This window comes from Paenibacillus oleatilyticus (assembly GCF_018998565.1).
Lineage (GTDB): Bacteria > Bacillota > Bacilli > Paenibacillales > NBRC-103111 > Paenibacillus_G > Paenibacillus_G oleatilyticus.
On sequence record NZ_JAHNZO010000036.1, the window covers coordinates 55780 to 80506 of the forward strand.

Annotated in this window: 19 protein-coding genes; all 19 read left to right on the forward strand. The window is 55.9% G+C overall.

The genetic code is table 11. From position 1 onward, the window contains the following. Positions 1–48 precede the first annotated feature (48 nt). Positions 49–1686 carry a bacillithiol biosynthesis cysteine-adding enzyme BshC gene (gene bshC, locus KQX66_RS31390; RefSeq protein WP_216797443.1) on the forward strand — a complete coding sequence of 546 codons (1638 nt, stop codon included), beginning with the start codon at positions 49–51 and terminating at the stop codon, positions 1684–1686. A gap of 37 nt (positions 1687–1723) precedes the next feature. After that, complete coding sequence (locus KQX66_RS31395) at positions 1724–2989, forward strand: adenosylhomocysteinase (RefSeq protein WP_216797445.1); 1266 nt, start codon at positions 1724–1726, stop codon at positions 2987–2989. A gap of 163 nt (positions 2990–3152) precedes the next feature. After that, complete coding sequence (locus tag KQX66_RS31400; protein WP_216797448.1) at positions 3153–4241, forward strand: DUF4349 domain-containing protein; 1089 nt, start codon at positions 3153–3155, stop codon at positions 4239–4241. 118 nt (positions 4242–4359) lie between these two features. Continuing rightward, positions 4360–4797 carry a division/cell wall cluster transcriptional repressor MraZ gene (mraZ, locus tag KQX66_RS31405; protein WP_010491914.1) on the forward strand — a complete coding sequence of 146 codons (438 nt, stop codon included), beginning with the start codon at positions 4360–4362 and terminating at the stop codon, positions 4795–4797. Between the two features lie 33 nt (positions 4798–4830). Next, the gene (gene rsmH / locus KQX66_RS31410) at positions 4831–5787 is read left to right on the forward strand and encodes a 16S rRNA (cytosine(1402)-N(4))-methyltransferase RsmH (protein WP_216797457.1); all 957 of its coding nucleotides are present in this window, start codon (positions 4831–4833) and stop codon (positions 5785–5787) included. A 13-nt stretch (positions 5788–5800) separates the two neighbouring features. Further along, positions 5801–6226: a cell division protein FtsL gene (ftsL, locus tag KQX66_RS31415; RefSeq protein ID WP_216797459.1), complete on the forward strand. Its 426-nt coding sequence runs from the start codon at positions 5801–5803 to the stop codon at positions 6224–6226. A gap of 29 nt (positions 6227–6255) precedes the next feature. Then, entirely contained in the window at positions 6256–8649 is a 2394-nt protein-coding gene (locus KQX66_RS31420) for a penicillin-binding transpeptidase domain-containing protein (protein ID WP_216797461.1), read from the forward strand. A gap of 75 nt (positions 8650–8724) precedes the next feature. Next, positions 8725–10674: a stage V sporulation protein D gene (locus KQX66_RS31425; protein ID WP_216797463.1), complete on the forward strand. Its 1950-nt coding sequence runs from the start codon at positions 8725–8727 to the stop codon at positions 10672–10674. 109 nt (positions 10675–10783) lie between these two features. Further along, positions 10784–12277 (forward strand): UDP-N-acetylmuramoyl-L-alanyl-D-glutamate--2,6-diaminopimelate ligase, encoded by a 1494-nt coding sequence (locus KQX66_RS31430; RefSeq protein WP_216797465.1) that lies wholly within the window; start codon positions 10784–10786, stop codon positions 12275–12277. Continuing rightward, positions 12274–13683 carry a UDP-N-acetylmuramoyl-tripeptide--D-alanyl-D-alanine ligase gene (locus KQX66_RS31435; protein WP_216797467.1) on the forward strand — a complete coding sequence of 470 codons (1410 nt, stop codon included), beginning with the start codon at positions 12274–12276 and terminating at the stop codon, positions 13681–13683. The genes KQX66_RS31430 and KQX66_RS31435 overlap by 4 nt, the downstream gene beginning before the upstream one ends. Positions 13684–13687: 4 nt before the next feature. Then, on the forward strand, positions 13688–14650 hold the full coding sequence (gene mraY / locus KQX66_RS31440) for a phospho-N-acetylmuramoyl-pentapeptide-transferase (RefSeq protein WP_216797468.1): 963 nt from the start codon (positions 13688–13690) through the stop codon (positions 14648–14650). 2 nt (positions 14651–14652) lie between these two features. After that, positions 14653–16074, forward strand: coding sequence for a UDP-N-acetylmuramoyl-L-alanine--D-glutamate ligase (murD, locus tag KQX66_RS31445; RefSeq protein WP_216797471.1), 1422 nt, complete (start codon positions 14653–14655; stop codon positions 16072–16074). Between the two features lie 90 nt (positions 16075–16164). Further along, the gene (gene spoVE / locus KQX66_RS31450) at positions 16165–17262 is read left to right on the forward strand and encodes a stage V sporulation protein E (RefSeq protein WP_216797472.1); all 1098 of its coding nucleotides are present in this window, start codon (positions 16165–16167) and stop codon (positions 17260–17262) included. Positions 17263–17270: 8 nt separating this feature from the next. Continuing rightward, positions 17271–18344 carry an undecaprenyldiphospho-muramoylpentapeptide beta-N-acetylglucosaminyltransferase gene (gene murG / locus KQX66_RS31455; protein WP_216797473.1) on the forward strand — a complete coding sequence of 358 codons (1074 nt, stop codon included), beginning with the start codon at positions 17271–17273 and terminating at the stop codon, positions 18342–18344. Positions 18345–18541: 197 nt separating this feature from the next. Further along, entirely contained in the window at positions 18542–19447 is a 906-nt protein-coding gene (gene murB / locus KQX66_RS31460; RefSeq protein ID WP_216797476.1) for a UDP-N-acetylmuramate dehydrogenase, read from the forward strand. A gap of 15 nt (positions 19448–19462) precedes the next feature. Then, a complete protein-coding gene (murA, locus tag KQX66_RS31465) occupies positions 19463–20731 on the forward strand; it encodes a UDP-N-acetylglucosamine 1-carboxyvinyltransferase (RefSeq protein WP_216797477.1) in 1269 nt (422 codons plus the stop codon). Between the two features lie 250 nt (positions 20732–20981). Beyond that, positions 20982–21926 (forward strand): cell division protein FtsQ/DivIB, encoded by a 945-nt coding sequence (locus KQX66_RS31470; protein WP_216797478.1) that lies wholly within the window; start codon positions 20982–20984, stop codon positions 21924–21926. Positions 21927–22108: 182 nt separating this feature from the next. After that, a complete protein-coding gene (gene ftsA, locus KQX66_RS31475; RefSeq protein ID WP_216797479.1) occupies positions 22109–23356 on the forward strand; it encodes a cell division protein FtsA in 1248 nt (415 codons plus the stop codon). A 49-nt stretch (positions 23357–23405) separates the two neighbouring features. Next, positions 23406–24542, forward strand: a complete 1137-nt coding sequence (ftsZ, locus tag KQX66_RS31480; RefSeq protein WP_054976048.1) for a cell division protein FtsZ — start codon at positions 23406–23408, stop codon at positions 24540–24542. Positions 24543–24727 lie beyond the last annotated feature (185 nt).

Consider the following 24727-nt stretch of genomic DNA (forward strand, 5'->3'; position numbering starts at 1 on the left):
TACAAACCGGAAGCAGCTTACATTTTAAAAGGAAGGGTGGCGGGCGGATTGCGGATAGAAATAATGCAGTGGGACTCCGGCCAACCTTTGGCAGGCGATTATTCGGACCGTTTCGAAAAAATAAGCGCGTTTTTCGATTACAATCCTTCGGATGCCGACGGTTGGGAGGCGCGTGCGGCCTGGATCGACCGCGAGCGGATTCACGGAGCAGACCGCGCGCGGCTTGCGGAAGGGCTGCGCCGATTCAATGAACGGGCGGGGGCTTCGCCGGAAACGCTTCGTTCGATCGAGCTGCTTAAGGATTCCCGTACGCTGTGTATCGTAGGAGGCCAGCAGGCCAGTTTGTTTACCGGACCGCTGCTCGTTATATACAAGGCGATTACGTTGATACGGACGGCCCGTGAGGCTTCGGAGAAGCTGGGTCGGCCGGTGGTGCCGGTATTTTGGATTGCCGGGGAGGATCATGATTTTGACGAAGTGAACCACGTGACGGTTCTGACAGCGGATCAGCAGCTCCAGAAGATCAAGCTGCAGCATCCGACCGGCTTGCGCACCTCCGTCAGCCGGACGCCAATCTCGCCGGAGCAGTGGGGCGAGGCGTTGACCGCCCTTGAGCAGACGCTTATGCCTACGGAGTTCAAGGAGGGATTGATGGAAGCGCTGCGTTCGTCGACCGACGGGGCCGTCTCTTTGACGGACAGCTTTGCGCGCCTCCTCTCCGCTTGGTTCGGACGGGACGGGCTCGTGCTGATCGATTCGGACGACCCGGAGCTGCGGCGGCTCGAAAGCCCGATGTTCCGCCTATTGACGGAGCAAAGCGGTTCGATTAACGAAGCGCTGCTGCGGGGGCAAGACAAGCTGCGGGCGGCGGGCTATGTACCGCAGGCCGAGGTTTCCGGCAACGGTGCGAACTTATTCGTCTTTGATGAACAAGGCGAGCGCATCCTGCTTTACGCGGACGGAGAGGGCAGATATACGGACCGCAAGGGGGAACGCCGCTTCGGCCGGGAGCAGCTTTTGCAATGGGCGGAGGAGGCCCCTGAGCGGCTAAGCAACAACGTGATGACACGGCCTTTGATGCAGGACTATTTGTTCCCCGTACTCGGGACTGTATTGGGACCTTCAGAGATCGCTTACTGGGCGTTGACGCGCGAAGCGTTTCATACCGTGGGCATGCGGATGCCGATCGTTCTTCCGCGTTTGGGCTTCACCCTTGTGGAAGGTACGATCCAGAAAAACATGCAGAAGTACGGGCTGGCCATCGACGATGCGCTGTACCGCTTGGATGAGAAGCAGCAGGCTTGGCTTCGGGAGCAAGACCAGCTTCAACTGGATGCTCGCTTTGCCGAGGTGAAAGAGCAGTTTCGCGCCAGTTACGAGCCGTTGATCGGAGCGATGGCCGCTATCAATCCCGGATTGCAAAAGTTAGGCGAAACGAATCTGGGGAAAATTATCGAGCAAATCGATTTCTTGCAGCATAAAGCGGATGACGGCCTTCGATCGCAATATGAGGCTGGGCTTCGCCAATTTGCCCGCATCGGGCTTTCCTTGCTGCCTGACGGCAAGCCGCAGGAGCGGGTGTACAATTCGCTGGCCTATTTGAATAAATACGGCGACGGTTGGATAAGGGAACTCGTGGAAGTGCCTTTGCCACTGGACGGAAAGCATCGTATATGTTACATGTAATACGTAGAGAATTCATGATCCAAGGAGGACGTTACCGATGGCAAGTACGATCGACCGCAGCATTATCCGCGACATTGCGCTCGCGCCTGAAGGACATTTGAAGATCGATTGGGTGAATGCCCACATGCCGGTGCTTAACCGCATCCGCGAGCAGTTCGAGAAGGAACAGCCGTTTAAAGGGTTGAAAGTCGCCATATCGCTTCACTTGGAAGCCAAGACGGCCTATTTGGCCAAAGTGGTTCAAGCCGGCGGCGCCCAAGTAACCATTTGCGGCAGCAATCCGCTGTCCACGCAGGATGACGTATGCGCGGCGTTGGTGGAAGACGGCATCACCGTATTTGCGAAGTACAACCCGGAGCCGAAGGAATACAAGGAGCTGCTGATCAAGACGCTTGAGACCGAGCCGGATCTGATCATTGACGACGGCGGGGATCTGGTGACCATTCTTCACTCCGAGCGCAAAGATCTTCTCAAAAACGTGCGCGGGGGCGCGGAAGAAACGACGACGGGCATTCTTCGCCTGAAATCGCTGGAGAAGGACGGCCAGCTCCAATTCCCGATGGTTGCGGTCAACGACGCATTCTGCAAATACTTGTTCGACAACCGTTACGGAACGGGGCAATCCGTTTGGGACGGTATCAACCGGACGACGAACCTTGTCGTTGCGGGGAAAACGGTCGTTGTCGTCGGCTACGGCTGGTGCGGCAAGGGCGTGGCCATGCGCGCCAAAGGGCTCGGTGCCAACGTCATCGTGACGGAAATCGACGCGATCAAAGCGGTTGAAGCTTATATGGATGGCTTTGCGGTTATGCCGATGAGCGAGGCGGCCAAGGCGGGCGATTTCTTCGTAACCGTGACGGGCAACCGGGACGTCATCCGCGGGGAGCACTACAAAGTCATGAAGGACGGAGCCATCCTGTCCAACGCCGGTCACTTCGACGTGGAAGTAAACAAACCGGAGCTGGAGGCCATGGCCGTATCCGTACGGACGGTTCGCCGCAACATCGAGGAGTACACCCTCCAAGACGGACGTAAATTTTACATTTTGGCCGAGGGACGTCTTGTCAACCTGGCTGCAGGCGACGGACATCCGGCGGAAATCATGGACATGACCTTTGCGCTTCAGGCGATGTCCCTGAAGTACGTGAACGAGAACTACAAGCAAATCGGCCGCAAGGTCGTCAACGTGCCTTACGAGCTGGATGAGCAGGTGGCCCGCTTCAAGCTGGCTTCGCTCGGCATCGGCATCGACACGCTGACCGAAGAGCAAAAAGCATACCTGGACAGCTGGGCGGAGCATTAATCCGCATCCGGCTATCGAATCTCCCTTTGATGCAGGAGCGTCAAGGGGAGATTTTTTTGTTTCGAAATTGTCATAAAATTGAAACAATGGATATCCTCCTCGCGTCTAGGGAATAACGCGGCGTTCAGCGGCTGCGGGTTCAGACAAAGAAGGGGGAGGCAATATGCAGAAGGTAGGGGAAGGGGCTGCGCCGAAGCGGCAATTGCTGCGGCAGATGCGTGGAGCCGGGGCGGTTCTGCTGTTGGCCGGATGGCTTGCAGGCTGCAACGCGGCTTCAACAGACTCGGAAAAGCTGGCTATCGGTGATCAGAAAATGGCGCAAACTAACGGCGCAGAATCGAAAGCAGGCTCTGCTGGCTCAACCGGCCAGGCCACCGATTCGAATGCGGCGAAGCCTGCCGCGGGCGCAAGCTTGACGGGAGAAACGGCGCCCGAGACGCCGGAGCCATACAACCGCAAAATCATCTACAAAGCAAATTTGGTCATGCAGGTGGAAAAGTATCAAGAGGCGCAAGCAAAAATACAGGAGGCGGTCAAGCAGTCGGGCGGCTACATTTTACAGTTCAACGAGAATGCTTCCGGTTTGGAAAAAAGCGGTACGTTCGTCATCAAAGTGCCCGCGACCGGCTTCCAATCGCTGTTGGCGCTACTTGAACAGATTCAGCCGACACTGCAGAAAAACTTGCAAGGTCAGGATGTGACGGAGGAGTATGTCGATCTCTCCGCCCGTTTGAAGGCAAAGCAGGTGGTGGAGAGCCGGCTGATCGCTTTTATGGAAAAGGCTGCGAAGACCGACGAACTGCTTGCTTTCTCCAACGAGCTCGGCAAGGTTCAGGAAGAAATCGAGCGCATTAAAGGGCGTATGCGGTACTTGGAGCAAAACGTAGCCATGTCGACCATCGAGCTGAAGCTGACGCAAAAAAACAGCTCCGCCGAGGTTATTCAGGCGCGCGGTCAAGGACCGCTAGGGCAGCGGGCGGCAGAAGCGCTGAACGGAAGCTTGGCGGTGCTCGGCTTCTTGCTTCAATGGGCGTTCGTCTTTCTGGCGGGAGCGCTGCCGGTGATCCTGCTGCTGATGTTGATCGGCATTCCCGTCTGGCTTCTGCGTAAACGGCGCAAGGAGAAGCTGGCGGACATTCGTGCGCGGCTGGCCCAGGATAGCCCGCCGTCGGAGGCGCGGCCGTCCGACCGTTTGTCCCTTCCGGAACAAGCCGGGGAGAATGCGGAACCGCCCCGGGACAAAACAGAATAACCCGAAAAAAATCCTGCGGTCGTCTCTTGACGAAGCAGGATTTTTTGTTAACGTGACGAATCATTACTGTACAAGTGGTGGAAAGTGGGGTAAAGTGGAGGAAAGGGGGTGGCGAGTGGTGTTCATGGGGGAGTATCAACATACTGTTGACGAAAAAGGCCGGATGATCGTGCCAGCCAAATTTCGCGAAGCCCTGGGAACATCATTTATCGTCACTCGCGGCCTGGACCAATGTTTATTCGTTTATCCCATGAACGAGTGGGCGGTGCTGGAGCAGAAGCTCAAGGCGCTGCCGCTCATGAAGTCTGACGCTCGCGCCTTTACCCGGTTTTTTTTCTCCGGCGCCACCGAATGCGAGCTGGACAAGCAAGGCAGGGTGAACCTGCCGAACAATCTGATCGAGCACGCCAAGCTGGAAAAAGATTGTGTCGTTATCGGCGTTTCCAATCGGGTGGAGATTTGGAGCAAGTCGATCTGGGAAAACTACTTCCAGCAATCGGAGGAATCGTTCGCCGAAATTGCGGAGAAACTGGTCGATTTTAACTTTGATCTATAACCCGGGAAAAGCCGGCGTAGGAGGAGCAGCGGGATGTTTCATCATGTGACCGTACTTAAGCAGGAAGCAGTGGAAGGATTACATATACAACCGGACGGCGTCTATGTCGATTGTACGCTTGGCGGAGCGGGGCACAGCTTCGAGATCGCCTCGCGGCTCGGGCCGGAGGGATTGCTTATCGCCTTCGATCAAGACGACGCGGCACTTGCCAATGCCAGGGAGCGGCTCGCTCCGGTTATGGACCGGGTGAAGCTGGTCCGCAGCAACTTTCGCTATTTGGAGCGCGAGCTTGCCCAAGTGCCGCGCGCTTTGAAAGACGGCCGTCCGCAGGTGGACGGGATTTTGTTTGATTTGGGTGTATCGTCCCCGCAGCTCGACGAGGCTGACCGCGGCTTCAGCTATAATCATGACGCCGAGTTGGACATGCGGATGGATCGGACGGCTCCGCTGACGGCGAGAGACATCGTCAACGAATGGCCGGAGCAGGAGATTGCGCAAATTTTATTCGAGTACGGGGAAGAAAAGTTCTCGCGTCGTATCGCAGCGACCATAGCCGCCGCTCGCGCCAAGGCTCCGATCGAAACGACGGGGCAGCTTGTCGATTTGATCAAGGAATCGATTCCTGCCGCGGCGAGGCGTACCGGACCGCATCCGGCCAAGCGCAGCTTTCAGGCGCTGCGGATCGCCGTAAACGACGAGCTCGGCGCCTTCGAGGACGCGCTGGAGCAGTCCATCCGTTGTCTGGCCCCGGGAGGCCGGGCTGCGGTCATTACCTTTCATTCGCTCGAAGACCGGATATGTAAGCAAACGTTTGCCAAATATGTGGCCAAATGCACGTGCCCGCCCGACTTTCCGATGTGCGTATGCGGATCTGCCGGAATCGTTAAGCTGGTGAACCGCAAGCCGATCGAAGCCGGAGCGGAAGAGCTCGAAGCGAATCCGCGCGCCCGTTCGGCCAAGCTGAGAATCGCGGAAAAACTGACGAACTGAGGGGGAAAGCATCTTGCCGGCTTATATTCAAGGGAATTTAGCAGTCGAACAGCGGACCGAGAACAAAGTCAAAGTCAAGGAAACGAAAAAGATCGTATACCGGAACAAAACGTTGCCGGTACAAGAAAAGCTGCTCTATTTGTTTACGGTTGCCGTCTGCGTCGTCGTTGCGGGTGTCATCATTTGGCGTTATGCGCAAATTTACGAGATGAGCTCCAGCATTCAAACCATTGAAAAGAAAATTGCTAACCTGGAAGCGGAGAACAGCATTCTTAAGCAAAAGGTCGACGCGCTCTCCGACCATCAGCGTCTTGAGGAAGAAGCCCGCAGCCGCGGCTACAGCGTAGCCGATCCGAATCAAACGAAGCCGCAGGGAGGGAAGACTTCGGGGACCTCGGGGCAAAGCGTCGCTTCCAAAAAAACAAAGGATCAACCCTGATCCGTCCGTTGGAATAGGGAGGATATACGATGACAAAAAAGGTAAAATTGCGTTCGTTAATCATCGGAGGGGGGTTCACCCTCCTTTTTGTTGTTCTGATAACCCGTGTTTATTGGGTGCAAGTCGTGGAAGGCGCCAAATATGTCGCAGAGGTTAAAGAAAATCAGTGGTCAAAAGAAAAGATCATTCAGCCGGTCCGCGGCAGTATTTTGGACCGGAACGGCAAGGTGCTTGCGGAAGATTCCCCGGCGTTCACGCTGGCTCTGGTTCCCCAGACGATTAAAGATAACAACAATCAGGAAGAAGTTGTAAAAGGCCTGGCGGCGATTCTGGCGACTTCCGGCGACCCGACCGGCGTCACGGCGCTGGAAGACAAAATACGCAAGCGTTTTGAAGCCAAGCGGGAATGGACGCCTACGGACCAGATCGAAATTCGCAACGAAGGCTGGAAGATCGACTCGGAGAAGGCCGACAAAATCAATCAACTCGTTAAAGATCTGCAGGCCAAGCTGCCAAAAAAGAACACGCCGATCGGTATTGTACTTTTGCCTGAGATTAAGCGGTTTTACCCGGCTGGCCAGCTTGCTGCCCATCTGATCGGCTATAGTAACAAGGAAGGCAAGTCGGTGATGGGGATCGAAGCGCAGCTCGACAACTATTTGAAAGGCGTTCCGGGCTTTCTGAATTACGAGAAGGACCGCTATGGCGTGGAGCTGACGGGTTCAAAGAGCCGGTATCAGCCTGCGGTGAACGGCAGCAACGTACAGCTGACCATCGATAAAAACATTCAATTTTACATCGAGAACGCACTTCAGAAGACATACGACAAGTGGCATCCGAAAAGCCTCACCGCGATCGCGGTCGATCCGAAGACGATGGAAATTCTTGGAATTGCGAACATGCCGACGTTCAACCCGAACAAATACGGCGAAACGAAAAATCAATCGGACTTCATCAATCATGCCGTCGCCTCGCAATATGAACCGGGCTCGACGTTCAAGATTGTTACCCTGGCGGCAGCGGTAGAGGAAGGCGTGTTTTTTCCGGAAGACAAATATCAGTCTGGTAAAATCATCGTAGCGGACCGCGAGCTGCACGACCACAACAGCGTCGGTTGGGGCAGAATTTCGTACCTCGAGGGTCTGAAACGTTCAAGTAACGTAGCGTTTGTGAAGCTTGGTCTCGAGAAGCTTGGGCCGGACAAGCTTCGGCAGTATATCGATAATTTCGGATTCGGCTCCAAGACGGGCGTCGATATCCCCGGAGAAGTTGCGGGCCGGGTCAAAATGCAGTATGCGCCGGAGTACGCGACGGCGACCTACGGTCAAGGGTTAACGACTACCATGATCCAGCAAACGGCGGCTTACGCTGCGATTGCGAACGGCGGCAAGCTGATGTGGCCCCACGTCATCAAGCAGATCACGAACCCGGACACGGGCGAAGTCATCGAGAAGTATGACCCCAAGGTTATCCGCGAGGTCGTAACGCCGGAGACGGCGAAACAGGTTGGCGAATATTTAGAGCAGGTCGTGTCGGACCAGGAGAAAGGAACGGGTCGCAAGGCATATATCGAGGGCTACCGGGTAGCAGGCAAGACCGGTACCGCAAACTTCGTGCTGCCGGGTCAAGTTAATTATGCTGTTGGACGATGGATGGTTTCCTTCATCGGCTATGCGCCTCTGGAGGACCCGCAAATCTTGGTAGCCATTATGGCGGACGATCCCGATCTCGGCGGCAATTATCATTTGGGGAGCGATGTAACCGCCCCGGCATTTAAAGAAATCGTATCGCAAACGCTGCGGTATATGGGCATTGCGCCGAGCACCACCGTGCAGCAAACCTCTCAGCCGACGGAAAAAGCGCCGCAGGGCAAGATGCCGGATCTGACCGATCAGTCGTTGGACGAAGCCAAATCGGCGATGAACAAGTTCGGTATTTCCGTCGAGCCGATCGGTCAAGGCCCGAAGGTTATCGCCCAATCTCCGCTGCCAGGTACCGAAATCGGCGGGGCACAGCGAATGTATGTACTGATGCAGGAGGGCGAGGATCTTCCGGTGCCTAACTTGTCCGGGAAATCGCTTCGCGATGCCTTGGAGGTATGCTCCTTCCTCAAGGTGCGCTGCCAGTCGACCGGCGAAGGGTATGTGTCGGATCAGGCGCTGGAAGGCTCCGGCGAGTCGCGGGTGCTCACTTTGCAGCTGAAATCGTATAAGGAACTGCAGGAAACTGCGGTAGCCGGCAAGACGGACAAATCCGATAAGTCGGATAAATCCGGCAAATCCGATAAAACGGCGAAGGCGGATTCGTCCTCGGCCAAGACAACGGGCGACAGCGGTAAATCGGGTACAAGCAAGAAAAATACCGACCCTGTCAAGCAAACCTCTGACGGCGGGTCCAAAAAAACGGCATCGGCACAGCCATAGCTTGTTCTAACCCCTGGTTGTCCTGAATAGGGATGATATGAAACGATTCTCTTTCAGGAAGGGGAGGGAGCGGGCATGAGGGCATCGAACGTAACGGTTCGCCGAAGGTTGTTCGCCGCGCTGATTGTCGGAACGGCGATTTTTCTGGCCTTGGTGGTGCGGCTTGCATACGTGCAAATCTGGCTCGGGCCGGAGCTATCGGATAAGGCGGAAGATTCGTGGCGCCGCGACATTCCCGTCACGGCCAAGCGGGGGGAGATCCTGGACCGGAACGGGGCGCAGCTCGCTTACAACATAAGTTCGCCTACGGTGATGGCCATTCCGGCGCAAATTCAAGATCCACAGGCAACGGCGGCCAAGCTGGCGGCGGCGCTGGACACAAGTCAGGAGAGGATTTATAAGCAACTGACGACGAGAGCGTCCAGCGCCTATATCAAGCCGGCCGGCCGCAAAATCACGCAGGAAAAAGCCCGGGAAATCCGCGATATGAAGCTTCCCGGCATCGTCGTGACCGAGGATAACAAGAGATATTATCCGTTCGGGAGTCTGGCTGCGCATGTGCTCGGCTTTACCGGGATTGATAATCAAGGATTGACGGGCATAGAATTGAAGTATAACCGGACATTGACGGGAATAGGCGGCAGCATCTCGTATTTGGCCGACGCTGCGGGCAAGTCGATGCCCGGATCGACCGACGAGTACAAAAAGCCGCTCGACGGCCTGAACCTTCAACTGACGATCGACAGCAACATTCAAGCGATTATGGAACGCGAGCTGGATCAGGCGATGCTCAAATATCAGCCGAATCATGTCATCGCGATTGCTATGGACCCGAATAACGGAGAGATTTTGGCGATGGGGTCGAGGCCGGGCTACGAACCGGGTAACTATAAAGCGTATCCGGTGGAGAACTACAACCGGAATTTGCCGATTTGGATGACTTACGAACCGGGCTCCACCTTCAAGATTATTACGCTTGCAGCAGCACTAGAGGAGAAAAAGGTTAACTTGACGGAAGGGTTTTTCGATCCGGGTGCGATTGAGGTGGCGGGCGCCCGGCTGCGATGCTGGAAGCGAGGCGGGCATGGCAGCGAAACGTTTCTGCAGGTGGTGGAAAATTCCTGCAACCCGGGCTTCGTGGTGATGGGTCAAAGACTTGGCAAAGAGAAGCTTTTCGAGTATATTTATAACTTCGGGTTCGGTAAAAAAACGGGGATCGATCTCGGCGGTGAAGAGAACGGAATTATGTTTAAGCCGTCGCGGGTCGGTCCGGTCGAGCTGGCCACCACTTCGTTCGGGCAAGGGGTCTCCGTCACGCCGATTCAGCAAATTACGGCCGTATCCGCAGCCGTGAACGGCGGCAAGCTGTTCAAGCCGCATGTGGCGAAGGCTTGGTATAACCCGGATAACGGAGCGCTGGTAGAGGAAATGAAGCCGGAGCTTGTGCGCCAGGTGATTTCCGAGGCGACCTCCAAGCAGGTACGGGAGACGCTGGAGAGCGTTGTGGCGAACGGAACCGGGCGCAATGCGTTCATCGACGGCTACCGGGTAGGAGGAAAGACCGGAACGGCGCAAAAGGTCGTCAACGGGCGTTATTCTGCGAGCGAGCACATCGTCTCCTTTATCGGATTTGCTCCGGCTGACGATCCGAAAGTCGTCGTGTACGCCGCGGTCGACAATCCCCAGGGCATCCAGTTCGGCGGATTGGTCGCCGCTCCGCTCGTCAAGGGAATTATGGAGGACACGCTTCGTTATATGAAGGTTCCGCCGCGTAAAGATCAGATGGACCGGAAATACGTGTACGGCGACACGAAAATCGTGGAAGTGCCGAATCTGGTAGGCATGAGCATCACGGATATTTACGAAACCATGAATATGAATTTTCAACTGGCCAAGTCAGGCACAGGCGGCACCGTGATCAGCCAGGTTCCGAAAGCCGGGACCCGGGTGGAGCAAGGCTCGACGATCCGGATTTACTTGTCCGATGCGAGCCCGCCGGAAAGCGGCAAACCGCAGGCGCAGTGAAGGCTGACGCATAGATGAGAGTACGGTAACATTTGGGGAAATGGGCTTTTCAGCACGCATTTTTTTGTCCATAATGATACCATGTGCAAAAAACGGAGGGGGACACAACATGCAACTGAAGGAGCTGGCAGCCCAGCTTGCCGTCAGCCGTTTGATCGGTGACGGCGATACCCATATTCACGGTCTCGCGGCCGATTCCCGCAAGGTCCGGCCCGGAGATTTGTTTTTCTGCGTGCCCGGCCTGAAGACGGACGGTCACGATTATGCCGGGCAGGCGATTGCGCAGGGAGCTGCCGCTTTGGTTGCGGAACGGGAGATTGAAGCGGACGTCCCCGTACTGCTGGTGAAACAGGTGCGTTACGCCATGGCGGCATTAGCTTGCCACTTCTATGGATACCCGAGCCGGGAGCTGAAGCTTATCGGCGTGACGGGAACGAACGGCAAAACGACGACGACGTATTTATTGGAAAAAATATTATCGGACCAAGGTTTTCAAACCGGATTAATGGGGAATATCCATGTGAAAATCGGTGCTGTCCGTCATCCGAACGAAAAGAACAATACGCAAGAGGCGATTGAGCTTCAGCGTATTTTACGCGATATGGCCGATGCGGGAACCGACTATTGCATCATGGAAGTTTCTTCGCACGGCCTTGATATGGGCCGGGTGAACGGCTGCCGGTTCCGCACCGGCTTATTTACGAATTTAACGCAGGATCATCTGGACTATCACCAAACGATGGAGCGGTACAGGGAAGCCAAGGGACTGTTGTTCTCCAGGCTCGGCAACGAGTTCGCGCCGGCAGCCGATCAGCGGCAATATGCGGTGCTGAACGGAGACGATCCGGCCTCCGATTACTTCGCCAAGCATACGACGGCGCAAACGATCGTATACGGCATAGACAATCCGGCTGCCGACGTGCGGGCGGAGAACATAGAAATAACCGCCAAGGGCACCAAGTTCCGCTGCGTCACCTACCGCGGAACGGCCGAGGTGAAGATGCGGCTGGTCGGCCGGTTCAACGTCTACAACGTGCTCGGCGCCATTGCCGCAGCGCTGGCGGAAGGGATAGAGCTGGAGCAGATTATCGCCAGCCTCGGAAGCATGACTTCTGTCGAAGGTCGGATGGAGATTGTGGATGCGGGGCAAGAGTCTCTTGTGCTGGTCGATTATGCCCATACGCCGGACGGCTTGGAAAATGCGCTCTCGACGATCCGGCAATTTGCGGAAGGCCAAGTTTATTGCGTGTTCGGCTGCGGCGGTGACCGCGACCGCGCCAAACGTCCGCTGATGGGAGGCGTAGCCGCCAAATACAGCGACTACGTCTTCGTCACTTCCGACAATCCGCGCACCGAAAATCCGGAAAGTATTCTACGGGATATCGAGCCGGGGCTTGTCGAAGCCGGCTGGGACAAAGAGCGTTACGAGCTGATCGCCGACCGCAGACAGGCCATTCAAAAAGCGATTGCCCGGGCAACCTCTAAGGATGTAGTATTGATTGCGGGAAAAGGGCACGAAACGTATCAAGACATCCAAGGCGTCAAGCATCCGTTTGACGACCGGCTGGTAGCGGAAAACGCGATAAGGGGACGGTTGCAGTGATCAGACGTACGTTGGCCGAGATTGCCGTCATGGCCGGAGGAGCCTTGGCGCAAGGAACGCCCGGCGATGCCGTGATTCGCGGCGTTTCGAAGGATACGCGCACTCTTGCGGAGGGCAGCTTGTATGTGCCGCTGATCGGGGAGTCGTTTGACGGCCACGAGTTTGCCGAGGCCGCTTTCGAACGGGGGGCTGCCGCAGCGCTGTGGCAGACGGACCGTCACAACCCGCCGCAAGGCAAGCCGTTGATTCTCGTGGACGATACGCTGTCGGCGCTGCAACGTCTGGCCCAAGCCTATCGCCGTCTGCTGAAGGTACGCGTTGTCGGCATCACCGGCAGCAACGGCAAAACGACGACAAAGGATATGACGGGGGCCGTGCTGGCCACGGCATTCCGTGTGCATAAAACGGCAGGGAACTATAACAATCACATCGGTCTTCCGCTCACCTTGCTGGAGCTGGATGAGGATACCGAGATCGCCGTCCTTGAGATGGGCATGAGCGGGCGCGGCGAGATTGAGCTGCTGTCCCAGCTCGCCGAGCCGGAGCTTGCCGTCATCACGAATATCGGAGATGCGCATCTGCTGCAGCTCGGCTCACGCACCGAAATCGCCCGAGCCAAAACGGAAATTTTGGCAGGACTCCTGCCTGGCGGCACACTGATCTATCACGGGGATGAGCCTCTGATAGAGGAGGTTCTGCCGGAGTTGGCCCGGACCGGACGAATGAAGGCGGACGGCTATGCCAAGGTCCGCTTCGGAGCGGGCGCGACCAACGATTTGTACCCTCTGGAAATGAAGCTTGAGGCAAAAGGAACGCACTTTGTCGTTAACACCGATCCGGAAGTTCCTTTCTATATTCCGCTGCTCGGGGGACATAACGTGGTCAACGCACTCGCGGCGATCGCCGTCGGGAAGTATTTCGGGCTGGATGCGGCGCGGATGGCCGAAGGCTTGCAATCGCTGGTCGTTACCGGAATGCGGATCGAAGTGTCGCAGGCGCCTTCCGGCTTGACTGTGTGGAATGACGCCTACAACGCTTCTCCGACTTCGATGAGGGCCGCGCTCTCGCTTCTGCACGAGGCGACGGGCTATAGCCGCAAATTCGCGGTGCTCGGCGATATGCTCGAACTCGGTCCCGAAGAGGCGGAATTTCACCGGGATATCGGCCGTTTCGTCGATCTCGACGCGGTTGAGGCGATATATCTTTACGGCCCGCTTGCCCGGCATATCGCCGAGGGAGCGAGGGAGCGGTTTCCGGCGGAGCGCGTCCGGCATTTTGAAGATAAAGAGGACCTGGCCCGTGCGCTCGGTCAGGCTGCCGCAGCGCGCGACGTCGTGCTGATCAAAGGCTCGCGCGGTATGCGGATGGAGCAGGTGGCATCGTTTTTAATGCAATTGGGGGGATAGTCCGGTGGATTTTCAAATTGTCATGATCACGCTCGGCGTGGCCTTTTTGCTTGCGGTCATTATGGGACCTTTATTCATTCCGCTTCTTCGCAGACTTAAGTTCGGGCAGCAGATTCGTACCGAAGGGCCGCAAGCGCATCTGAAGAAAGCGGGCACGCCGACGATGGGCGGGATCATCATCATGCTGGCGCTGGCGCTCGCCGTGCTGCGTTTCGGAGAAAAAAACATCGAGACGCTCATTCTCATTATCGCATCGCTTGGATATGGCTTTATCGGATTTTTGGATGATTATATTAAAATTTTGTTCAAGCGCTCGCTCGGCTTGACGGCCAGACAAAAGCTGTTCGGGCAGCTCGCCGTCTCGATCATCGTATGTATCCTGCTGGTGCAGACCGGACATAACACGGACATCCGGATCCCTTATATCGGTTTTTCGTTTGATATCGGCTGGTTGTACTTCCCGTTCGTGGCTTTCCTGATGCTGGGTACGTCCAATGCGGTGAACTTTACGGACGGTCTGGACGGCTTGCTGGCCGGAACCAGCGCGATCGCGTTCGGCGCTTATGCGATCATTGCTTTGAATAACTCGCAGCCGAATCTCGCGATCTTCTGTGCCGCGATGGTCGGCGCCGTGCTCGGATTTCTGGTATTCAACGCTCACCCCGCCAAAGTGTTCATGGGGGATACCGGCTCGCTTGGCATCGGCGGAGGATTGGCGGCCGTGGCGATTTTGACCAAAGCGGAAATTTTGCTTGCGCTGATCGGCGGCGTGTTCGTGGTCGAAATGTTATCGGTCATCATTCAAGTCGTCTCCTTCAAGACGAGGGGGAAACGGGTGTTCAAAATGAGCCCGATTCACCATCATTTCGAATTGACAGGCTGGTCGGAGTGGCGCGTGGTCATTTCGTTCTGGACGGCGGGGCTGATTTTGGCCGGTATCGGACTTTATATTAACGAGGTGTTGTAGGCATGGAGCATCCCGCTCAGTACCGCGGCCGCCAGGTCGTCATTCTAGGTCTTGCGCGCAGCGGCGTTGCAGTCGCCAAATTGTTTCACGAGAACGGCGCGGTCGTCGCCGTCAACGATAAGAAAGAACGTCATTTATGCCCTGAGGCCGACGAATTGGAGGCTCTGGGTATTTCTGTTGTTTGCGGGAGCCATCCCGAAGGGCTTATACACGAGGGCGTTGCGCTCGTCGTGAAAAATCCCGGCATTCCTTACACGATCGAACCTGTAAAGCGGGCGGCCGAGCTGGGAATCGAAGTGGTGACGGAGGTCGAAGTCGCCTATCATATTTGCAAAGCGCCGATGATCGCAATAACCGGCTCCAACGGCAAGACGACCACGACGACGTGGACCGGTCTTATGCTCGAAGCAGGCGGATTAAAGCCGATCGTGGCCGGCAATATCGGACGCGCCTTGACGGAAGCCGCTTTGGAAGCCGAAGCGGACAACCGGATGGTGGTCGAGCTGAGCAGCTTTCAGCTCAAAGGAACGCGTGCGTTCCGTCCCGCCGTGGGCGCGCTGTTGAACGTGTACGAGACGCATCTCGATTATCACGGGACGATGGACGATTACGTCGTCTCCAAGACGAAGCTGTTTGCGAACCAAACGGAAGCGGACACGGCCGTGCTGAACTGGGACAACCCGGTCTGCCGCAAAACGGCGGGCGAGATTCGTTCCTCGGTGCTGCCTTTTTCTGTTCGCGAGGAGCTGTCTTACGGATTGTTCGTGCAGCCCCCGCTTGCCGGCGGGGACGAACATACGGTACATACGATCGTTTACCGCGATAAAGACGGACAAGCTCACCGCATCCTTCCGGTACGGGAGATCGGAATACCGGGCAGCCACAACGTGGAAAATGCGCTGGCAGCCAGCGCCATGGCCGTCGCTTCCGGTGTGAAGCTGGAGACAATCGCCCGGGTGCTGAAGGAGTTCCGCGGTGTGGAGCACCGGCTTGAATATGTGGCGCAGAAGGGCGACGTGCTCTTTTATAACGATTCCAAAGCGACGAATCCAACGGCAACGATCAAAACGATCGAATCGTTCAAGCAGGACATCGTTTTGATTGCAGGGGGGCTCGATCGCGGATCGGATTACATGGAATTGCTGCGCGCGTTCCAGAGCCGCGTGAAAGGTCTTGTCGCCTTCGGAGAGACAAAGGAAAAAATCGTCCGTGTGGCGCGCCTGGCAGGCATGAGCCGGATTCAAACCGTCGATACTGCTGCTAAGGGTGTACGGGAAACGGTGGAGGAAGCGGTGCGGCAGGCACAGATGTTGGCAAAACCCGGCGACGTGGTGCTGCTCTCGCCCGCATGCGCAAGTTGGGACATGTTTTCCTCTTACGAGGAGAGGGGAAGCATGTTTAAGGAGTCCGTGCATAACCTGTAAAAGGGGGGAACAAGCCCTGTCAGCCGGCAGCATTGATCCGGCGTGAAAAGGTCCCTTCCCAGATTACCGAGAGGTAGAGGTGTGGGCGGTATGGTGAAAGCACGTTCGGCTCCGGATTGGATGATGTTGGGCTCCACGCTGCTGCTGCTTGCCGTGGGCGTGATTATGGTGTATAGCGCCAGCGCGGTGCTTGCGTTTCGCGAGTTCGGCGACTCGCTGTACTATTTGAAGCGTCAAGCGCTGTTTGCGGCGCTCGGCATCGCTGCGATGATTTTTACGATGAACGCCGATTATTGGATTTGGAAAAAATATGCCAAAATCATTTTGATCGTCTGCTTCATCCTGCTGGTCGCGGTGCTAGTTCCCGGCATTGGGGTCGTTCGCGGAGGGGCGCGCAGCTGGCTCGGGATCGGCTCGTTCGGGATTCAGCCGTCCGAATTTATGAAAATGGGCATGATCGTGTTTTTGTCCAAATGGCTGTCCGAGCAGCAGAGCTCCATTACGCATTTTACCCGGGGGCTGCTGCCGCCGCTTGGCCTCGTCGGCCTCGCTTTCGGAATCATCATGCTGCAGCCCGATCTGGGAACGGGCGCGGTGCTGGTCGGCGCCTCATTGCTGATCATCTATACGACAGGAGCCCGTCTGCTGCATTTATCGTATCTCGGACTGGTCGGTATTCTCGGGTTCGTCGGCTTGGTCATTGCGGCGCCCTATCGGCTGAAGCGGATTACCGCTTTTCTCGACCCGTGGCAGGACCCGCTTGGCGCGGGTTATCAAGCGATTCAATCGCTTTACGCGATTGGTCCGGGGGGACTGGTCGGCCTCGGACTGGGCATGAGCCGGCAAAAGTACAGTTATTTGCCCGAGCCGCAAACGGACTTTATCTTTTCCATCATTGCAGAGGAGCTCGGCTTTATAGGCGGTTCCTTCGTGCTGCTGCTGTTTACCCTGCTGGTCTGGCGGGGGCTGCGTACGGCGATTACCGCGCCGGATACGTTCGGCAGTTTGCTTGCGACGGGCATCGTCGGCATGATCGCCGTGCAGGTCATCATCAACATCGGCGTCGTGATCGGCATGTTTCCCGTCACTGGCATAACTTTGCCGCTAATCAGCGCCGGCGGCTCGTCGCTAACGCTGATGCTGACCTCGATCGGCGTGCTATTGAACATTTCCCGGTATTCGAGGTGACTTCCTTTATGAAAAAAATCGTCTTCACCGGCGGCGGTACGGCCGGTCATGTGACGCCGAATTTGGCGGTGATGGCCAAGCTGCGCCAGCTCGGCTGGGACATGGAATATATCGGTTCCAAGGACGGGATCGAGAGAGAAATTATCGAGCACGAAGGGATTCCGTTTCATCATATCGCTTCGGGCAAGCTGAGACGTTACTTTGACGCCAAAAATTTTAAAGACCCGTTCAAAGTGCTGCAAGGCGTCGGCCAGGCTTACCGGCTGCTGGGCAAAATTAAGCCCCATATCGTATTTTCCAAAGGCGGCTTCGTGACCGTGCCGGTTATCGTTGCCAGCAAACTGAGAGGAATTCCCGTTATTTCGCACGAGTCCGACTATACCCCGGGCCTTGCCAACAAGATCACGATGCCCCTCGTCTCCCGCATTTGCGTGACTTTTCCCGAAACGTTGAAGTATGTCCGCGGAGACAAAGCGGAACGCACCGGTCTTCCGATCCGCGAGCAGATCTTGGGCGGGAAGGCGTCCCGCGGACTGCAAATGAACGACTTTCATTCTCAAAAGCCGGTCCTGTTAATTATGGGCGGCAGCCTGGGCGCCCAGCGGATCAACCAAACGGTTCGCGAATCGCTGGAGGCGCTGCTGGAGCGGTTTCAGGTCATTCATATTTGCGGGAAAGGAAATACCGATCCCTCCTTTGACCGAATCCGGGGGTACCGGCAGTATGCGTACGTAAAGGACGAGCTGCCCGATCTGCTTGCCTGCGCCGATCTGGTCGTCTCGCGTGCAGGCTCCACCTCCATCTTCGAATTTCTTGCGCTGCGCAAGCCGATGCTGCTCATCCCCTTGACCCGTCAGGCGAGCCGCGGAGACCAGATTCTTAACGCGGAATCGTTCCGGGGCATGGGCTACGGCAAAGTATTGTTTGAAGAGGAGCTGAATCCGGAGTCGTTGATCTCCAGTCTCTGCGGCCTGTCTGCGGAGCAGGATGAAATTCGGCAGCGGATGGAATTGAATCCGTACGGCAACGGCACCGATCACGTCGTGAAGCTGATCGAAGCCTATTGTTTGCCTCGCGCCTAGTGAATTTTGCACTAGGCGATTGTCACACTCTGATACGTTTCACATAAACTACACTATACCGTGACAGACACTTGGCGAAGCGGCGCGCCGCCCGGGCGCAAGAAAGCAGAAGCTCTGCGCGCGCCGCCAATCCTTGATTCCGGAGCTCGTTTACCGGAAAGCCGGACGCCGCGTCGTTCTGTGAAGGAGGTTTTCCCATGCAACAGGTCATAACGGAATTGCTGAACGGGTCCTGCGGCGAGTTGCGGCTGAACGAACCGCTTGCCCCTTACACCACATGGAAAATCGGAGGTCCGGCCGACATTCTGCTCATTCCTCGTACACAATCGCAGCTTATCGATGCGGTAAAGCTGCTGAACCGGCACCAGACTCCATGGATGGCTCTAGGGCGGGGCTCCAACATGCTTGTAACCGACAAAGGGATACGGGGTGTAGTCATAAAGCTCGGGGATGCTCTGGAAACCGTACGGTTCGAAGGGGAACTCGTCTATGCCGGCGGAGCCTATTCGTTCATTAAGCTGTCGGTGATGGCGGGCAAGGAAGGATTGACCGGTCTGGAGTTCGCGGGGGGCATTCCGGGAACTGTGGGAGGCGCCGTCTACATGAACGCCGGGGCGCACGGGTCTGATGTGTCACGCATCTTATTGCGGGCTGAAGTGCTGCTCCCGACAGGGGAGTTGGTGACGCTGAACAATGAGGATTTGGCTTATGCTTACCGACATTCGATTCTGCAGACGAAGCCGGGGATTGTGACTGAGGCGGTATTCCAGCTGCGGTATGGGGACCGCAAGGAGATTGCCGCTACACTCGCGTCGTACAAAGACCGGAGGCTGCGAACGCAGCCGCTGCAGCTTGCTTGCGCCGGAAGCGTCTTTCGCAATCCTCAAGGACACTTCGCCGCCAAGCTGATCGAGGAAGCCGGACTTAAAGGCCTTCGGGTCGGCGGAGCCGAAGTATCGCCGCTGCACGCCAACTTCATTGTCAACACCGGGCAGGCGACGGCCCACGACGTGCTCACCCTGATCGAACAAGTCAAGACTGCCGTGAATGAGAAGTTCGGCGTCTGCCTTGTACCTGAAGTATTGGTGGTGGGTGAGCGGTAAATCGGAGGTGGGACTTTGGAAAAGTTGGTTATCGAAGGCGGGAAACCTCTCTCGGGAGCCATCAGAATTCACGGTGCGAAAAACGCCGCTTTGCCCATTCTGGCAGCCAGCATCATGGCGGAAGGAACGATCACCATTGAGAACGTGCCGGATTTGTCGGACATTCACGTGATGCTCGGCATTTTGCGGGCGCTGGGATGCAGGGCGGAGTTGGTCGGGGATAACGTAATCGTGAGTACGAACGCCGTTCATCAGTTTCATATTCCCGAAAGCCTGATGAGCCAAATGCGATCCTCCATTTTTTTGATGGGCCCGTTGCTTTCCCGTCTCGGACGTGTGGAGCTGTATCAACCGGGCGGCTGCGCGATCGGCGAGCGAAAAATCGATTTGCACTTGCAAGGGCTGGCAGCTCTGGGGGCGCATATTGAGGAAAACGGCAGCCAGATCGTATGTACGGCCAATGAACTGCAGGGTGCGGAAATCGTGCTCGATTATCCGAGTGTGGGCGCGACCGAAAACATCATGATGGCTGCCGCAATGGCCCGGGGGATGACGACGATTACCAATGCGGCACGAGAGCCCGAAATTCAGGATTTGCAAAACTTTTTGAACGCCATGGGCGCCCGTATTATCGGAGCCGGTACGGATACGATCACCATCGAAGGCGTATCGGAACTAACCCCCTGTACTTACCGGATCATTCCCGACCGCATCGTAGCCGGCACACTGATGATTGCCGCTGCGGTTACAAGAGGAAACGTTACACTGGAGAAGGTTTGTCCGGCTCATCTGACCTCCGCCATTCATGTGCTCAAGCGGGCAGGTGTTCAAATCGCAATTAACGGTGATATAATGAACGTGTGCGCTCTCGGCCGGCCGAAATCGGTGGAGAGGATCGTTACCTCGCCTTACCCGTCGTTCCCCACGGACCTGCAATCTCAAATCATGGTGTTGCTCAGCCTTGCCGACGGGGTAAGCATCGTAAAGGAAACCGTATTTGAAGGACGATTCAAGCATGTAGACGAACTATCGCGCATGGGAGCGGATATCCGGGTAGATTTGAACTCGGCCTATATCCGGGGGGTGCCTAGACTATATGGCGCCACCGTGGAAGCGACCGACCTTCGCGCCGGCGCTGCGCTCGTCATCGCCGGATTGGCGGCTCAGGGATCAACCGTTATCGAACAAATCCATCATATCGACCGGGGGTACGACCGGATCGAACTGATGCTCGCGTCCCTTGGGGCGGGCATTCATCGTACGACGCCGGTGCCTACGGAGTAGCACTTTATACATCCATATGACCACAGCCGCTGGAATATCCCTTTTTCCATGGGAGAAGGGATACCCTGCGGTTTACATATTCCGTATTTGATTGCGTTATCGTGGAGGCGATGCCGGCAAATGCGGGGGAGGACGACCGTTCCGGCCCAGCCTGCAGACGGCTTCCGTCCTGTCCGGGACAAGCTGCCCGGCGCAAAAGCGCACAGAGCCTGCCATGCGGGCTTTGTTGCGTTCAGAAGAGGAGGCACCTATGGAAGACAGACTCCCAGTGATCAAAAAACCGAATCCGAAAAGCCAGCGGAGCAGCAAGAAGCTGCTGCTGTTTTTATTTATCTTCTTTATTACGCTTCTGTTGATTCTCTTCTTCCAATCGTCGCTCAGCAAAATAACGGAGATCGAGATTCAAGGTCAGCAACTGATATCCAAGGAGGAAATCGCCCAAGCGGCCGCCGTTAAAGCGGGGGACCATTTCTTTTCCGTCTCATCCTCCAAAGTCGAAACGCAGGTTAAAGCGCTAAAGATGGTCGAATCGGTCGATGTGTCCAAAAAGTTCCCGGGTCGCCTGATCATTCAGGTGCACGAGTACCCGAAGGTGGCTTACCAAGTTGGAGAAAACGGCCAGATCGAGGCGCTGCTCGCCGACGCCAGCGTTGTGCCCGTAACGGTGCAGGGCGTTGCGCTGGACAAGCCGATCTTGACGGGATGGCCGAAGGACGATCCGCTCAAGATCAAGCTGTGCCTGGCCATGTCCAAGCTGCCGGCTTCGTACTTCTCCGACGTGTCCGAGATCAAGCCATCTCCAACGGATTCTTATCCGGACAAAATCAAAATGTACACCCGCTCCCAATATGAAGTGCAGACGACGATCGGGTATTTGCCCGACAAGATGAAATATTTGGATTCTTACATCGCCAGCCTGCAAAGTAGTAAAATATCAGGGGGCGTAATTACGATGCTCGAAGCGGATACGCATGCACCTTTCGAAAAGGATTCGGGCAAAACGAACGCCAAGGATACGAAAGACGGCACAGATGGAAAAGTAAACAAGGATAGCAAAGACAGCAAAGACGGCAAGGACGGCAAGGACGGCAAGGATGGTGAAACCTCTGCTTCCAAAGAGACGGACAAACGCGATACCGCATCGTCGTCCGCCGACGAAAAGAAGCAGGAGGGTCAGGAAAAAGCCCGTAACTAAGCAAAATACTCTACTCAACCTGCTAGAATAGTGCTAGAATTGAAATTATGGTATAATTTAAGCCTGGCCGTGAAAAAAAATGAGCTAAAAAAGAGGGAATTGCGGAGCCGTGTGGAATATCTACAGGAGGTTTTGCTGACCAAGGCTCATATCGAAATTATTGTCACAGGAGGTGCCACGGGTTGAGCAGCAATGACATCATTGTTAGTTTGGACATCGGTACATCCAAAGTTCGTGCTATTATTGGGGAAGTCGTTAACGGCGCCATTAATATAATTGGAGTTGGATCTGCCGACTCGCAGGGAATTCGCAAAGGAGCGATCGTGGATATCGATCAAACGGTCCAGTCGATCCGGAGCGCAGTGGATCATGCCGAGCGAATGGTCGGAGTGCAAATATCGGAAGTGTACGTTGGAATTTCCGGCAATCATATTGCGCTGCAATCGAGTCACGGGGTCGTGGCGGTATCGAACGAAGACCGCGAAATCGGCGACGATGACATCGAACGGGTCATTCAGGCGGCGAAAGTGATTCCTTTGGCTCCCGAACGCGAGATTATCGGCGTTGTGCCGAACCAATACGTAGTGGATGGAACGGATCAGATTCACGATCCCCGGAGCATGATCGGAGTTAGACTGGAAGTCGAAGCGACCATCGTTACCGGTACGAAAACGGCGATACATAACTTGCTCCGTGTCGTGGAGAAATCCGGACTCAAGGTAGCCGGACTTATCTTGATGTCCCTGGCCGCAGGCCATCTGGCTTTGTCGAAGGACGAAAAGGCTGTCGGAACCGTACTGGTCGATATCGGAGCGGGCGCTACGACAATCGCCATTTTTAACGAGAACAATCTGGTGGCTACATCGACGCTTCCGATCGGCGGCGAGTTTATTACGAACGATATCGCTTACGGCTTGCGGACGCAAGCGGACATCGCCGAAAAGATCAAGCTGAAATTCGGATGCGCCGTTGTAGAGCATGCAGCGCCTGATCAAGTGTTCAAGGTTAACCGGATCGGCAGCAATGTGGACAAGGAATTTTCGCAGGTCGATCTGGCGAATATCATCGAGCCCCGGGTACAAGAAATATTTCACCTGATCCTCTTGGAAGTTCAGCGGCTTGGCTTCACCGATCTGCCGGGCGGTTATGTGCTTTCCGGCGGGACGGTTTCGCTGCCCGGCGTGTTGAATGTCGCCCAAGTGGAGCTGGCTTCTTCCGTTCGTATTGCCGTTCCCGAGTTTATTGGCGTGCGCGACCCTGCTTTCACAAGCGGCGTAGGGATTATCCAGTACGCCTCCAAATATTTGCGGCATTCCAAACAAAGCTCCGGCGTCAAGAAGCTGGTCACGACAAAAAAAGCGTCTTCCGGTCAAGAGCAAAAGCCCTCGGCCATGGAACGTTTCAAAAATTGGTTAAGCGAATTTATTTAAACTCGGGTAGCTTGTACGATGAAAGCCTAATGAGGGGGAAGACGCTAGTATGTTTGAATTTGATATGGACATGGAAGGGTTTGCCAAAATAAAGGTAATCGGCTGCGGCGGCGGCGGAAGCAACGCTGTGAACCGGATGATTGACACCGGCGTGAAAGGGGTCGAATTTATAACGGTCAACACCGACGCGCAGGCTCTGCATCTCGCCAAATCGGAGATGAAGCTGCAGATCGGGGACAAGCTCACTCGCGGTCTTGGGGCCGGGGCAAATCCTGAGGTCGGGAAGAAGGCGGCTGAGGAGTCGCGTGAGTTAATCGCCAATGCGCTTAAAGGCTCCGACCTCGTCTTTGTTACCGCCGGTATGGGCGGGGGTACAGGAACAGGTGCTGCGCCGGTTATCGCCGAAATCGCCAAAGAATGCGGCGCGCTGACTGTCGGCGTCGTGACGCGTCCGTTCCGTTTTGAAGGATTGAAGCGCGCTCGGCAAGCGGAGCAGGGGATTGCTGCTTTAAAAGAAAAAGTCGATACGCTCATTATTATTCCGAACGACCGTTTGCTTGAGATCGTGGACAAGAAAACACCGATGCTGGAAGCGTTCCTTGCGGCGGATAACGTTTTGCGTCAAGGGGTTCAAGGGGTTTCCGACCTGATCGCCGTTCCCGGCTTGATCAACCTCGACTTTGCCGACGTAAAGACGATCATGACCGAGCGCGGCTCCGCTTTGATGGGAATCGGCTACGCTTCGGGTGAAAACCGCGCGGCGGAAGCCGCCAAGAAAGCGATCAGCTCTCCGCTGCTTGAAACGTCGATTGACGGCGCACGCGGCGTGCTGCTGAACATCACGGGCGGCAACAACCTGTCGCTTTACGAAGTCAACGAAGCGGCTGATATCGTGGCCGATGCCGCCGATCCGGAAGTTAATATGATTTTCGGTGCGGTTATTGACGAGACCTTGAAAGACGAGATTCGGGTGACCGTTATCGCTACCGGTTTCGAGCATCGCGAAGCGGCATCTCCAGCCAAGAAACCGGCAGCAACCGGTACAACGGCGTCCGCCAGCCAATCGCAGGAGCCTGTAGACAACCGTCTTGGCAATCTCCGTCCGTTCGGAGGTCAATCGTCGAACGACCAGCTCGACATCCCGGCATTCCTTCGCAACCGCAATCGCAACGGCTTCGACAAATAATGAACTAATCCATACGGTTACTATATTATTTAATCCACAGCCGCCTCTCTCCTAGAGGCGGCTGTGCTTGTTGAGAAACCCGCTTCGCGTAGAAAACTCTCTTTATACGCCGGTGGGGTATATCCCTCCAGCCGCTGCCCTCCCCCGGAAAGTGAAGTAACTCTTAGAAGCTTATTCCGATTACT